At 71.1% G+C, this 12,912-nt stretch carries 11 protein-coding genes and 1 pseudogene; 4 read left to right on the forward strand and 8 right to left on the reverse strand.

The features are described 5' to 3' along the window. Nucleotide 1: 1 nt before the first annotated feature. The 5 genes from AB0C16_RS34950 to AB0C16_RS34970 are packed head-to-tail and all read right to left on the reverse strand — an operon-like array spanning nucleotide 2 to nucleotide 4,633. On the reverse strand, nucleotides 2-781 hold the full coding sequence (locus AB0C16_RS34950; RefSeq protein ID WP_357689503.1) for an ABC transporter ATP-binding protein: 780 nt from the start codon (nucleotides 779-781) through the stop codon (nucleotides 2-4). Beyond that, nucleotides 774-1,766: a branched-chain amino acid ABC transporter permease gene (locus tag AB0C16_RS34955; protein WP_357689506.1), complete on the reverse strand. Its 993-nt coding sequence runs from the start codon at nucleotides 1,764-1,766 to the stop codon at nucleotides 774-776. The genes AB0C16_RS34950 and AB0C16_RS34955 overlap by 8 nt, the downstream gene beginning before the upstream one ends. After that, nucleotides 1,763-2,983 carry an ABC transporter substrate-binding protein gene (locus AB0C16_RS34960; RefSeq protein WP_357689507.1) on the reverse strand — a complete coding sequence of 407 codons (1,221 nt, stop codon included), beginning with the start codon at nucleotides 2,981-2,983 and terminating at the stop codon, nucleotides 1,763-1,765. The genes AB0C16_RS34955 and AB0C16_RS34960 overlap by 4 nt, the downstream gene beginning before the upstream one ends. A gap of 35 nt (nucleotides 2,984-3,018) precedes the next feature. Beyond that, a complete protein-coding gene (locus tag AB0C16_RS34965) occupies nucleotides 3,019-4,218 on the reverse strand; it encodes an acetyl-CoA C-acetyltransferase (RefSeq protein WP_357689509.1) in 1,200 nt (399 codons plus the stop codon). Further along, complete coding sequence (locus AB0C16_RS34970; RefSeq protein WP_357689511.1) at nucleotides 4,211-4,633, reverse strand: thioesterase family protein; 423 nt, start codon at nucleotides 4,631-4,633, stop codon at nucleotides 4,211-4,213. The genes AB0C16_RS34965 and AB0C16_RS34970 overlap by 8 nt, the downstream gene beginning before the upstream one ends. Before the next feature lie 178 nt (nucleotides 4,634-4,811). Here AB0C16_RS34970 and AB0C16_RS34975 point away from each other — a divergent pair, with 178 nt between their 5' ends. Beyond that, complete coding sequence (locus tag AB0C16_RS34975; protein WP_357689513.1) at nucleotides 4,812-5,423, forward strand: TetR/AcrR family transcriptional regulator; 612 nt, start codon at nucleotides 4,812-4,814, stop codon at nucleotides 5,421-5,423. A gap of 90 nt (nucleotides 5,424-5,513) precedes the next feature. Here the strand turns inward: AB0C16_RS34975 and AB0C16_RS34980 are convergent, their stop codons facing one another. Beyond that, nucleotides 5,514-7,391 carry an ABC transporter ATP-binding protein gene (locus AB0C16_RS34980; RefSeq protein ID WP_357689515.1) on the reverse strand — a complete coding sequence of 626 codons (1,878 nt, stop codon included), beginning with the start codon at nucleotides 7,389-7,391 and terminating at the stop codon, nucleotides 5,514-5,516. A 34-nt stretch (nucleotides 7,392-7,425) separates the two neighbouring features. Next, nucleotides 7,426-8,067, reverse strand: a pseudogene (locus tag AB0C16_RS34985) (alkaline phosphatase PhoX); the annotation flags it as partial. Between the two features lie 225 nt (nucleotides 8,068-8,292). Here AB0C16_RS34985 and AB0C16_RS34990 point away from each other — a divergent pair. Then, a complete protein-coding gene (locus AB0C16_RS34990) occupies nucleotides 8,293-8,730 on the forward strand; it encodes a sterol carrier family protein (RefSeq protein ID WP_357689517.1) in 438 nt (145 codons plus the stop codon). 64 nt (nucleotides 8,731-8,794) lie between these two features. Here the strand turns inward: AB0C16_RS34990 and AB0C16_RS34995 are convergent, their stop codons facing one another. Further along, nucleotides 8,795-10,033: a hypothetical protein gene (locus AB0C16_RS34995; RefSeq protein ID WP_357689518.1), complete on the reverse strand. Its 1,239-nt coding sequence runs from the start codon at nucleotides 10,031-10,033 to the stop codon at nucleotides 8,795-8,797. A gap of 258 nt (nucleotides 10,034-10,291) precedes the next feature. On the opposite strand from AB0C16_RS34995, the gene purF reads away from it, so the two are divergent. Both purF and purM read left to right on the forward strand, forming a co-directional pair. After that, nucleotides 10,292-11,728, forward strand: a complete 1,437-nt coding sequence (gene purF / locus AB0C16_RS35000) for an amidophosphoribosyltransferase (protein WP_357689520.1) — start codon at nucleotides 10,292-10,294, stop codon at nucleotides 11,726-11,728. After that, entirely contained in the window at nucleotides 11,725-12,759 is a 1,035-nt protein-coding gene (purM, locus tag AB0C16_RS35005) for a phosphoribosylformylglycinamidine cyclo-ligase (RefSeq protein WP_357689521.1), read from the forward strand. Before purF ends, purM begins: the two co-directional genes overlap by 4 nt. Nucleotides 12,760-12,912 lie beyond the last annotated feature (153 nt).

Genomic DNA, 12,912 nt, shown 5'->3' on the forward strand with positions numbered 1-12,912 from the left:
GTCATTCACCTCCGACGTAGATGCTGCGGACGCGGGGGTCTGCTGCGACCGAGGCGGGCTCGCCATCGGCCACCAGCCGGCCGCCGTCCATGACGACGACCCGGTCGGAGACCTCCAGGACAAGTTCGAGCCGGTGCTCAACCAGGAACAGGCTCAGTGCCTGCGCGCCCGTCTCCACCAGACTCGCGACCATGCGCACGAGCGTGTCGGCGTCCTCGACGGACATTCCGGCCGTCGGCTCGTCCAGGACCAGCACCCGGGGCCGCAGCGCGATGGCCCGGGCAAGTTCGAGCCGCTTCTGGTCGGCGTATGACAGCGCGCCGACGGTGAAGGCGAGCTTGTCCCCCAGCCCCACTTTGCCGAGCGCGTCCTGCGCGCTCGCGCGCATCTCCCGCGCCCGCCGCCGCGCGCCGACCGCCCCGGCCACCTCCGCCATCCAGGACGGCGTGAGCCACCGCCCGCCGGTCGCGACGAGGTACATCCCGGCCAGCGTGTTGTCCAGGACGGTCATCTCCTCGACCAGGCGCAGGTTCTGGAACGTGCGCGCCATCCCCGCCCGCCTGATCGCCTCGGGCGACCGGCCGGAGATCACCGTCCCGCCGAGCCGGACCTCGCCACCGGTCGGCCGGTAGAAGCCGGACATCACGTTGATGAGCGTGGACTTGCCGGAGCCGTTCGGCCCGATGACGCCAACCACCTCGCCCTCCCCTACCGAGAAGGACACGCCGTCGAGCGCCGTCACACCGCCGAAGGTCATCGCGATGGAGTCAACCTCAAGCATCGGTCGCCCTCCCTTCCTGGTGCGCCCGCCAGGAGTGGAACAGGTCGCGCAGCACCTTGCCGCGGATGAAGACCGCCACCAGCACCGCGAGCCCGACCAGGCCCACGCTGTAGTCGCTGATCCCCCGGAACTGCTCGTTGAGAAGCGTGAACACGACCGCGACGGCCACCGCACCGGGCAGGCTGGCCATGCCGCCGATGATCACGTACAGGCTGAGCATGAACGAGGCGTCGAAGCCGAAGTCGGCGGGGCTGATGAACTGCACGGTCGCCACCAGGAACGAGCCCGCCACCCCGACCAGCGCCGAGCCCACCACCATCGCGGTCGCCCGCACGGCCAGCGGCCTGATGCCCATGCTGCGCGCGGCCACGTCGTCGTAGCGCACGACCAGCATGGTCCGGCCGAGGAAGCCCGAGATCACCCGGTGCAGGAACAGGTAGAGCACCGCCAGCAGCGCCAGGCACAGGTAGAACCCGGTCACCGGCTCGCTGAAGGACAGCCCGAACAGGTCGAGCTGCGGGATGCCGAAGAAGCCCTCGCGGCCGCGGGTGAGGTCGGGCAAGTTCGCCAGGAGCTGCGCCATCGCGATGGTCAGTCCCAGCGAGACGAGCACGAAATAGTCACCCCGCACTCGGGCGCTGGCCAGCGAGAGCAGCCCGCCGCCGAGCCCGGCGACGACGGCCGCCGCCAGTGCGGCCGCCTCGAACGGCCAGCCGTGGTCGGTCACGAGGATCGCCGTCGTGTACGCCCCGAGACCGTAGAACGTGCCGTGAGACAGGTTGAGCAGGCCGGTGTAGCCGAGGGAGAGCACCAGCGGGGCGACCGCCGCCGCGTTCAGCACAGCCAGCGTGTAGATCTGCAGCTGGAACGGCGAGGTGACGACGAGGGGGATCAGGAAACCGGCCGCGATGGCCAGCGGCACCGCCACCCCGACGGCCCCGGACGCCCTGCGCGGCAGGGTCCTGATGGCGGTGAGCGAGGTCATTTCGCCGGGGTCACCGTTCCGTCGGCGTTCATCACGTACGAGGCCGCCAGTTCCCTGTCACGCGGCCCGGGACCGGTGAGCTTGGACATGGTGCCGAACCTCTGCTTCGGCGTCAGCTCGGTGGTGAAGGCGATCTGACCCAGCAGGCCCTGGCCCGTGGCCTTGGTGACGTACTGGAGCAGGTCTGTCTTGGACGTCGCGCCTGCCTCGATCGCCGCCCCCACGGTCAGCACGCTGTCGAAGCTGTGCATGGCGGCGGTGGGGATGTTCTTGCCGTACGCGGCCAGGAAACGCTTGTCCATGGTCTCCAGCAGCGACCCGGGCTCCGGGAACACGTTCGCCGGATCCATCTGGTAGTAGTCGCCCTGCGTCAGGACGGATCCCACGGAGTCGGCGAACGTCTTGCCCCAGCCCTCGCCGAGGAAGTCCACGAAGGGCTTGTCCACGCCGGCCCGGCGCACCTGAGCGGCGATCTTGCCGGCGTCGGCCTGGAAGGCGCCGCTCATCACCACGTCCGGGTCCGCCTTGGCGAGGCTCGTGACCATCGTGGAGAAGTCGGCGGTGCCATCGGGGTAGGACTGCTTGCTGGCGATCTGCGCGCCGCCCTTGGTCAGCGACTCCTGCAGGCCCTTGTAGTAGGAGTCGAGAAAGGAGTAGTCGCCGGCGATAGTGCCCGCGGACTTGGCGCCCAGCTCGGTGGCCGCGAAGGTCCCGGCCACGCGGGCGAAGTTGGCCACACTGGCCGACACCACCACGAGGTTGTCGGCCTCGGTCGTCAAGAAGTCGGCGGAGGCGAACGAGACGACGGCGGGCAGCTTGTACTTCTGCAGCACGACACCAGCGGCCTGCGCCTGCCCGCTGGTGAGGAACCCGGTCAGCGCGAAGAGGTTGTCGTCGGAGGCGAACCTGGCCGCGATCGTAGTCGCCGCCTCGGTCTTGAGCTGGTCGTCGGCCGACTCGACGGCGAATTTCCTGCCCTTCAGCGGCCCGGAGCGCACCCCGCCCTGCTCGTTGAGGTAGTCGGCGGCCAGCTTGGCACCGTCCACGAGGTCCTTGCCGGTCTCGGCGGAGTCGCCGGTCAGCGGCGCGGCCACCAGGATCCGGATCTCCTCCACCGTGCCGGCGGTGTCCGCGCCGCCGGCGCAGCCGGCGAGCACGAGGGAGGTGGCCGCGGCGATCGCTGCGAGGACCCCGGGCCGCTTGTTGCAGAGTCTCATGCTCCTGCTCCTTATCTGGGGGGCGTTGGTGGAGGTCAGGCGAGCCTCTCGACGACCATGGCCATGCCTTGGCCGCCGCCGACGCACATGGTTTCGAGGCCGATCTCCTTGTCGTGGAAGGAGAGGGCGTTGACGAGGGTGGAGGTGATGCGGGCTCCGGTGGAGCCGAACGGGTGGCCGACGGCGATCGCCCCGCCGTGGACGTTGAGCTTTTCGGCGGGGATGCCAAGCTCTCGGCCGCACGGGATCAGCTGGGCGGCGAACGCCTCGTTGATCTCGAACAGGTCCACGTCGCCGACCGTGAGCCCGGCCAGCCGCAGCACCTTGCGGGTGGCCTCGACGGGACCGAGTCCCATGATCTCCGGCGAGATCCCGGAGACGGCGGTGGCCACGATCCGGGCCAGCGGGCGCAGTCCCAGCTCCCGCGCCCTGGCCTCGCTCGTGATCACGAGTGCGGACGCGCCGTCGCTGAGCGGGCAGCAGTTGCCGGCAGTGGTGCGTCCGTCCTCGCGGAAGACGGGCCGCAGCGCGGCCAGGCCCTCCGCCGTGGTCCCCGGACGCGGGCTGTCATCGGCCCCGATCACGGCGCCGTCGGCGCGGGTGTAGGGGGTGATGTCGGAGCTCCAGAAGTCCGCCGACGCCGCAGTGCGCTGCTGGGACAGCAGGGCGTACTCGTCCATCTCCGCCCGGGTGATGCCGTGGAGCACGGCCACGTTCTCGGCGGTTCGGCCCATCTCGATGTAGACATCGGGCAGCTCGCCGGACAGGCGTGGATCGCTCCACGGCACGGCACGGGCGGTGCGCTCGCGGGCCGGGTCGAACAGCGGGTTCATGGTGCCGGCGATGGAGTCGGCCTCGCCCTTGGCGTACGAGCTGCAGGACTCGACGCCGGCCGAGACAAACACCTCGCCCTCCCCGGCCCGGATGGCGTGCGCCGCCATCCGGGTGGTCTGCAGGCTGGAGGCGCAGTAGCGGGTGACCGTGCAGCCCGGCACTCCGTCGAGCCCGAGCAGGACCGCGACCACGCGGGCCATGTTGAAGCCCTGCTCGCCGCCCGGCGAGCCGCAGCCGAGCAGGATGTCGTCGATGCCGCGCGGATCCAGCTCGGGGATCTTCGCCAGGGCCTGGGAGATGACCTGCGCAGCCATGTCGTCGGGCCGCTCGCGGGCCAGCGACCCCTTCACGGCCCGGCCGATCGGGGTGCGCGCCATGGCGACGATGACTGCCTCAGGCATCGGAGACCGTACCTCTCCGCGGCGCGAGCCGCCGCCGCTCCTCCGGAGTGAGCTCCCGGGAGCGGTGCGCCTCCCGGTCCCACATGACGATGACGACCGCGGCCCGCGCGAGATCGCCGCCGTCGGGGGTGCGGACGATCTCGTCGGTCCTGATGCTGCGCCCACCGAGCCGGCTCACCTCGAAGCCGACGTCGATGGCGCCGATGTCCATCCGAATTTCGGCCAGGTAGTCGATCTCAATGCGGGCGACCACGTAGGCGTCCGGTGATTGGATGCGGACCACATCTCTGAGCCAGGCCGTGCGGGCTTCGTCCAGCAGCGTGAGCAGGGTCCCGTGATACACGTGGCCCTGATGGTCCAGATCCCGCCACCTCAGCGGAACACGGACCAGGCAGCCTCCGCGTTCAGACGTCACCGCAGACCTCGTTCTTTATGTCGGACGATTGATATAAGATGCTAGACGTACGCTAGGCCAAGCTGTCAATAGATCAGCCGAAATAGCTAGCCAATGGGTGTTCACGCCAACCGGGGACTTGATGTTTCGATCGTGTTAAAAAAGAACTAAGCTGATCATTGTCCACGGGGAGGAATGGATGCCGAAGATCGTCGATCACGACCAGCGCAGGGCCGAACTGGCCGACGTCGCGCTCGACCTGATCGCCCGCCACGGGATCAAAGCGGTGACGCTGCGCACCGTGGCGGAGACCGCCGGATGGTCGACCGGTGTGCTCAACCACTACTTCCGCTCACACAACGATCTCCTGGTCGGCGCTCTACGGCGGGCCGCCGAGATCCAGGGGCGGATGTTCAAGCAGCTGCGCGGCGACCTGTCGACGGATCCCATGCAGCGGTTGCGACAGCTCGTCGAGAGCGTGCTGCCCCTCGACGACCGGCGGATCGCGATGACCCGGATCTTCCTCGTCTTCTACGCGCAGTCGGCGGGCGACCCCGAAGCCAGAGAAGAGGTGGCGGACTACCTGCACAACTGGCGGCGGGTGGTGGAACGGGTGATCGTCGAGGCCCAGCGGGCGGGACAACTCCCCTCGGAGCTGGAACCGGCCCGGCTGGCGATGGAGCTGGTGGCGCTGTCCGATGGGCTGGCCATGCACGCGATCCTCGACGAGCAGGTGCTCAAGCAGCTCACGAAGGCCGGAAGTCTCCGCATCGAGCTGGTGGAAAACTCCTTCAAGCTGTCCATCGGCTGACACCTTGGGCGCCGGGCCGGCGAGCGGCGGCTGCGCCCTGTCCATGAGCCTCAACACGCTGCCCGTCCGCCATACGCCCGTGGAGCCTCCTCAGGCGGCGCCCACCACCGTGGGCTCGGCGAACTGCGTGCGGTAGAGCTCCTCGTAGCGGCCGCCGGCGGCGAGCAACTCGGTGTGCGTGCCGCGTTCGGCCACCCGGCCGTCCTCGATCACCAGGATGACGTCGGCGGCCCGTACGGTGGACAGCCGGTGCGCGATCACCACGGCGGTGCGCCCTTCCAGCGCCTCGGCCAGCGCCGCCTGCACGGCCGCCTCGGAGGTGGAGTCGAGCGCGGCCGTGGCCTCGTCCAGGATGACCACCTGGGGCCGGGCCAGCAGCAGCCGGGCGATCGTGAGCCGCTGCCGCTCGCCGCCGGACAGCCGGTAGCCGCGCTCGCCCACCACGGTGTCGAGCCCGTCGGGCAGCGACTCGATCAGCGTGCCGAGCCTGGCCCTGCGCAGCGCGTCCCAGAGGTCGTCCTCGCTCGCCTCGGGCCGGGCGAACAGCAGGTTGGCCCGGATCGAGTCGTGGAAGAGGTGCCCGTCCTGGGTGACCATGCCGAGTGTCGCGCGGATCGAGTCGGCGGTCAGGTCGCGCACGTCCACCCCGCCGAGCCGTACAGCGCCCGAGTCGACGTCGTACAGGCGGGGCAGGAGCTGCGCGATCGTGGACTTGCCCGCGCCGGAGGAGCCCACCAGGGCGACCATCTGCCCCGGCTCGGCCCGGAACGAGACGCCGTGCAGCACCTCGGCCCCGCCGCGGCTGTCGAGCACGGCCACCTCCTCCAGTGAGGCGAGCGAGACCTTGTCGGCCGACGGGTAGGCGAAGCGCACGTCGTCGAACTCGACGGAGACGGGCCCGCCGGGCACCTCGACCGCGCCGGGCCGGTCCTGGATGAGCGGCTTGAGGTCCAGCACCTCGAAGACCCGCTCGAAGCTGACCAGCGCGCTCATCACGTCCACCCGGGCGCTGGCGAGGGCGGTCAGCGGCGAGTAGAGGCGGGTCAGCAGCAGCGCCAGCGCCACCACCGAGCCCGGTTCGAGCTGCTGGCGCAGCGCGTAGAAGCCGCCGAGCCCGTAGACGAGCGCCAGGGCGAGCGCGGAGACCAGCGTCAGCGCGGTGACGAAGACCGACTGCGTCATGGCCGTGCGCACGCCGATGTCGCGCACCCGGCCGGCCCGGCGGGCGAACTCGGACGACTCGTAGGCGGGCCGGCCGAACAGCTTGACCAGGGTCGCTCCGGGGGCGGAGAACCGCTCGGTCATCTGGGTGCCCATGGCCGCGTTGTGGTCGGCGGCCTCGCGGCGCAGCCGGGCGATCCGGACGCCCATCCGGCGGGCGGGCATGACGAACACGGGCAGCAGCACCAGCGCGAGCAGCGTGATCTGCCAGGAGATGCCGAGCATCACGGTGACCGCCAGGAGGAGGGTCACGACGTTGCCGACCACGCTGGACAGTGTGTCGGTGAAGGCCCGCTGGGCGCCGATCACGTCGTTGTTCAGCCGGCTGACCAGGGCGCCGGTGCGGGTCCTGGTGAAGAACGCGATCGGCATCCGCTGCACGTGGTCGAAGACCGCCGTGCGCAGGTCGACGATCAGCCCCTCGCCGAGACCGGCCGACAGCCAGCGGGTCAGCAGCCCGAGTCCCGCTTCGAGAATCGCCAGGCCGGCGATCAGGACGGCGAGCCCGACCACCACGCCGACCGCCTCACCGCGGCCGATCGCGTCCAGCACCCGCCCCGCCAGCACCGGAGGGGCGACCGCCAACGCTGCCATCACCACGCTCAGCAGCAGGAACAGCGCCACCTTCCGGCGGTGCGGCCGGGCGAAGCCCCAGATACGGCGGAGCGTCGCCCTGGAGACAGGACGACGCTCCCGCTGGTCGTTCATCGAATACAACTGGTGCCACGCGGTCATCTCCATGCTCATGGCATGGACACTAAGACCTCGACTTAACTTGAGGTCAACTCCCGATCCTCTTGCCCTGGCTGTGCCACACGACGGCGACCGACGGCAGGGGCTGGCCGCCGTCGGGCCACCGGCTGCCGGGGTCGTCCGGGGTCGAGCCGTCCACCTCGCCCGGATGCTGCACCGCGACGAAGACGCTGCGCTGGTCCTCGCTGATCAGCGGGCCGCAGGTCTCGGCCCCGATCGGCACCGTGAGGAACTGGCGGAGGTGCCCACGCTCCTTGCCGCGTACGGGCATCACGAACAGGCCGTCGTTGGCGCCGAGCGCGTTGCCGTCGGTGGAGATCCACAGGTTGCCGTCGCCGTCGAAGGCGACGTTGTCCGGGCACGAGATCGGCGACACCCGGGCCTTGTCGTAGCCGGCGAAGTAGGTCGCCGGGTCGTCCGGGTCGCCGCAGACCAGCGGCAGCGACCAGGCGAACGTCGTCTCGGCCGCGTCGTCACGCCGCTCGACGATCTCCAGGACGTGACCGTGCTTGTTCGCGGCGCGCGGGTTGGCCTCGTCGGCCTGGGCCGGGGTGCGGTTGGAGTTGTTGGTCAGCGCGACGTAGACGGCGCCGGTGACCGGGTTGCGCTCCACGTCCTCCGGCCGGTCCATCTTGGTCGCACCCACCTTGTCGGCGGCCGTTGCCGCTGTCGTTGCCGTCCTCGTGCGCGCAGGCGTTGCCGCAGCGGAACTGGCAGGTCATCGCCGATCGGCCGGATTTGTGCGAGCTGGTGAGCAACGGAAGAAACCGGTTCGCCACGGGAACTCCAAGAGGGTGCGCGATAGTCCGGCTCGGACGTTACGGTCACCGTCGGAACCGCGGGTGAACGCCGCCCCCCGGCTCGATGAACGCTCCGCCGGGAGGACAATGGCCGGGTGCCACCACGCAGACCCGACCCCGAGAAGCTGCGGGCCGCCCTCGACGCCCAGCTGGTCGCGCTCGACGAGCCGCCCTACGACGGGCCGGCCGCCGCGCTGGCCGGCGCGCTCGTCGCGGCCGTGCTCACCGCCTACGACCGGGGGCTCACACCCGAACGCGACGCCGCCCGGCAGGCCGTGCGCCACCTGCTCGACCGGCTCGCGACGGCCGCGCCCGGCCGGAGCGTCGAGGTACGGGTGCCGCCCTACGCCGCCGTGCAGGCCGTCGAGGGCCCCCGCCACACGCGCGGCACTCCCCCCAACGTGGTCGAGATGGACGGCCGCACCTGGATCGAGCTGGCCGTGGGCCGCCTCACCTGGGCCGACGCCATGGCGAAGGGCGCCGTCTCAGCGAGCGGCGCCCGTGCCGACCTGTCCGATCACCTGCCGCTCTAGGTCACCCGTCGCTCTCGGTCACCTACCGCTCCGGATCGTTTGCCGCTTTCGGTCATCTGCCGCTCTAGCGCGGGCGTTTCATCCACGGAAACCTGTTCTCGAAGCACCGGTCGGCCAGTTCGCCGGGTAGCTGCGCGCACTCCTGCACCACGTTGTAGAACCAGACGGCCACGACGGTGAAGAGGATCAGTGCGAGCACGCTGACCACGATGCCGGTGATCGCCCGGCCCTTTCCCACGCCCTTGCCGAGGGCCACGGCGCCGAACACGATCGACAGGATGGCGGTGAGCAGGCCGGTGAAACAGACGAAGACCAGGAACGGGCTGGCCACGCCGAGCACCAGCGACGCGGTGGCGAGGCCGCTGCCGGGCTTGCTCGGCTGGTAACCATAGGGGCCCGGCACGTAGCCGGGCCCTCCCGCGGGCGGACCGTGACCGGGCGGCCCGCCGTACGGGCCTCCACCGGGCGGCCCGCCATAGGGCCCTCCACCGGGCGGCCCGCCGTACGGCCCTCCACCGGGCGGCCCGCCGTACGGCCCTCCACCGGGCGGCCCGCCGTACGGGCTGGAGGGCGTGGTGCCCGGGACCGCCGGCTCACCCGTGCCGTGCCCGGCCTGCGGGCCGGCGGTCTCGGGCGGCTCGCCCCGCGACGGCGTCCCGGGCTCCGGGAGCCGACGCTCTCCGGGGGCATCCCCCGGCCCGTGCTCCTTGGGACCTCCCTCGTGCGTCTCGTACGGCGAGGTGGGCGGATCGTACCTGGACGGCGCCGTCCTCGGCGGCCCCTGCTCGTGCCCCTGGGCGCCTTCCCAGCCCGGGTAGGGCGGCCTCCCACCGGGCCTCTGGTACGGCTGCGTCTCCTCGGGCCGGTTCCAGGCCGGGGTGTCGAAGGCGGCGGTGCGCTGGGTGTCGGCCTCGTCGCCGGCGGACACCTGCGTCGGCCCCGGCACCTCGGGCGAGGTGGGCAGGTCGGGGTTCGGGGGCGTGGGCTCCTCGCCGGGCGGCGGCTCGTCACCCGGCCAGGGCTCGCCTCCGGGCTTGGGCTCCCTTCCGGGCGGCTCGCGCTCCGGCAGTGGTTCCTCGGGGTGCGGCACCACCGGAGGGACGGGCTGGATGGGCTCGCCGGGTTCGTCGGGTTCGTCGGGTTCGTCGGATTCACTGCGCGTGCCAGGGGCGCCGGAGCCGAGGTATTCGTCGGGCGACTCCTCCTCCCACCTGGACGTGGAGGGCGGGTCGTCCGGACCGGGCGTTCTGCCGGGCTCGTCCCTGGGCGGGCGCGGCTGGTTCGGGTCCTCAGGTGTGGTCACGTCTGCGTCTCCCGAGGTGTCTATATACCGGATACTTCACCCTTGCGCGTAGAGGGGCACCGAAACCGCACGACACGGTCAGGGTTGCTCCAACCTTCCGTCACGGTGCGCCAAAGCGGCTTCCCCGGCTCGGCCGCCAAACCCGCGGCCTCACCGGGAGGTCGTCCGCGACGGATCGGACGCCGGGAGATCGGCTCACGCCGTCTGATCTGCCCCCGGGTGCGCGAGCAGGGAAGAGTCCGACCTAGACTGAAGCATGTGCTGAAGGGCGACGGCCGCATCGGCCATGACCTGGACCCCCAAGACCGCGCTCCCAAAGACGCCTGCGGGGTCTTCGGCGTATGGGCTCCGGGCGAGGAAGTTTCCAAACTCACCTACTACGGGCTGTACGCGTTGCAGCACCGCGGCCAGGAGTCCGCGGGCATCGCGGTCAGCGAGGGCAGCCGCATCCTCGTCTACAAGGACATGGGCCTCGTCGCCCAGGTCTTCGACGAGTCGGTGCTCGGCACGCTCCGCGGCCACCTGGCGATCGGTCACTGCCGCTACTCCACCACGGGCTCCAGCGTGTGGGAGAACGCACAGCCCACGCTGAGCTCCACCGACGTCGGCGGGCTCGCGCTCGCCCACAACGGCAACCTGATCAACACTCCCGAGCTGGCCCAGCGGCTGGCGCCGGGGGCCACCCGGGCGACCACCGACACCGAGGTGCTCACCACCCTGCTGGCCCAGGACCCCAGCCGATCCGTCGAAGACTCGGCGGCCGAGCTGCTGCCGCAGGTCAAGGGCGCCTACTCGCTGGTGTTCATGGACGAGAAGACTCTTTACGCCGCCCGCGACCCGCAGGGCATCCGCCCGCTGGTGCTGGGCCGGTTGGAGCGCGGCTGGGTGGTCGCCTCCGAGACGGCCGCCCTCGACATCGTGGGCGCCACGTTCACCCGCGAGATCGAGCCGGGCGAGCTGCTCACCATCGACGAGCGCGGCGTCCGGTCGCGCCGGTTCGCCCTGGCCGAGCCCAAGGGCTGCCTGTTCGAGTACGTCTACCTCGCCCGTCCCGACACCACGATCGCCGGGCGGGGCGTCCAGGTCACCCGGGTCGAGGTCGGCCGGGTGCTGGCCCGCGAGCACCCCGCCGAGGCCGACCTGGTCATCCCCACCCCCGAGTCCGGCACCCCCGCCGCCGTCGGCTACGCCCAGGAGAGCGGCATCCCCTACGGCCAGGGCCTGGTGAAAAACTCCTACGTCGGCCGCACGTTCATCGAGCCGTCTCAGACCATCCGCCAGCTCGGCATCCGGCTCAAGCTCAACCCGCTGCGCGAGGTCGTCGAGGGCAAGCGGCTGGTCGTGGTCGACGACTCGATCGTGCGCGGCAACACCCAGCGCGCCATCGTCCGCATGCTGCGTGAGGCCGGGGCGCGCGAGGTGCACGTCCGCATCTCCTCGCCGCCCGTCGCCTGGCCGTGCTTCTACGGCATCGACTTCGCGACCAGGGCCGAGCTCATCGCGGGCTCGCTGACCGTCGACGAGATCCGGGCCTCGCTCGGCGCCGACTCCCTCGGCTACATCTCGCTCGAGGGCCTGACCAAGGCGACCACGATCCCCGCCGAGCGCCTCTGCAGGGCGTGCTTCGACGGTTCCTATCCGATCCCCATCGACCAGGACAACGTGGGCAAGTTCGTGTTGGAGAGCAAGGCGTGACGAGCTACGAGGCCGCCGGGGTCGACATCGAGGCGGGCGAGCGGGCCGTCTCACTGATGAAGGACAAGGTGGCCCGATCCCGCCGGCCCGAGGTGGTCGACGACGCCAGCGGTTTCGCCGGCCTGTTCGACGCCTCGGCGCTGCTGCGCTACCAGCGGCCGCTGCTGGCGACCTCCACCGACGGCGTGGGCACCAAGGTCATGCTCGCCCAGCAGCTCGGCAGGCACGACACGATCGGCATCGACCTCGCCGGCATGGTCCTCGACGACCTGGTGGTCTGCGGGGCCGAGCCGCTGTTCATGACCGACTACATCGCCTGCGGCAAGGTGGTGCCCGAGCGCGTCGCCGAGATCGTCGGCGGTGTCGCCGAGGGCTGCCGCCTGGCCGGGGCGGCCCTGGTGGGCGGCGAGACGGCGGAGCACCCCGGCGCGATGGGCCCCGACGAGTATGACCTGGCCGGCGCCGGCACGGGCGTCGTGGAGGCCTCGGCCATGCTCGGGCCGTCGCGGGTGCGCGAGGGCGACGTGGTGCTGGGGCTGGCCTCGTCGGGGGTCCACTCCAACGGCTACTCCTTGGTGCGCCACGTGCTGCGCGAGGCGTCACTGCCCCTCGACGCCGACCTGCCCGAGCTCGACCGGCCGCTGGGCGACGAGTTGCTGGAGCCCACCCGGATCTACTCACTCGACTGCCTGGCCCTGGCCCGCGCGGTCGACGTGCACGCCTACGCGCACATCACCGGAGGCGGCATCGAGGGCAACCTGTCACGCTCGCTGCCCGGCCACCTCGACGCGCTGCTGGACCGGGCGTCGTGGACTCCTCCGGCCATCTTCTCGGTGCTGGCCGGGCACGGCCGGATCGCGCAGCCCGACATGGACCGCACGTTCAACCTCGGCGTGGGCATGGCCGCCATCGTCGCCGCCGACGCGGTCGACGAGGCGCTCAGGCTGCTCCAGGCCCGCCACGTGGACGCGTGGGTGCTCGGGGAGATCACCCTGGGCACCGGTCAGGCCCGTTACCGCCAGGCTCGCTGAACCACTCACGTGACGGACCGCCCCGGGCCTCCTGGCTGTGCCGAGAGAAACAGATGGTTGGACCGGCGACGCGCAGACGCGCACCCGGCGTGATGTCACGCCGGGTTCTGGAAGGTCCAGGAGGTGACCGTGCTGGGCGCGGCCAAGGAGGAC

This window comes from Nonomuraea sp. NPDC048916 (assembly GCF_040649575.1).
Classification (GTDB): domain Bacteria; phylum Actinomycetota; class Actinomycetes; order Streptosporangiales; family Streptosporangiaceae; genus Nonomuraea.

Bases quoted from the DNA above. Each gene is read 5' to 3' on its own strand.
- AB0C16_RS34950 (WP_357689503.1), bottom strand. From the start codon at position 781: ATGCTTGAGGTTGACTCCATCGCGATGACCTTCGGCGGTGTGACGGCG.
- AB0C16_RS34955 (WP_357689506.1), bottom strand. From the start codon at position 1,766: ATGACCTCGCTCACCGCCATCAGGACCCTGCCGCGCAGGGCGTCCGGG.
- AB0C16_RS34960 (WP_357689507.1), bottom strand. From the start codon at position 2,983: ATGAGACTCTGCAACAAGCGGCCCGGGGTCCTCGCAGCGATCGCCGCG.
- AB0C16_RS34965 (WP_357689509.1), bottom strand. From the start codon at position 4,218: ATGCCTGAGGCAGTCATCGTCGCCATGGCGCGCACCCCGATCGGCCGG.
- AB0C16_RS34975 (WP_357689513.1), top strand. From the start codon at position 4,812: ATGCCGAAGATCGTCGATCACGACCAGCGCAGGGCCGAACTGGCCGAC.
- AB0C16_RS34980 (WP_357689515.1), bottom strand. From the start codon at position 7,391: ATGAGCATGGAGATGACCGCGTGGCACCAGTTGTATTCGATGAACGAC.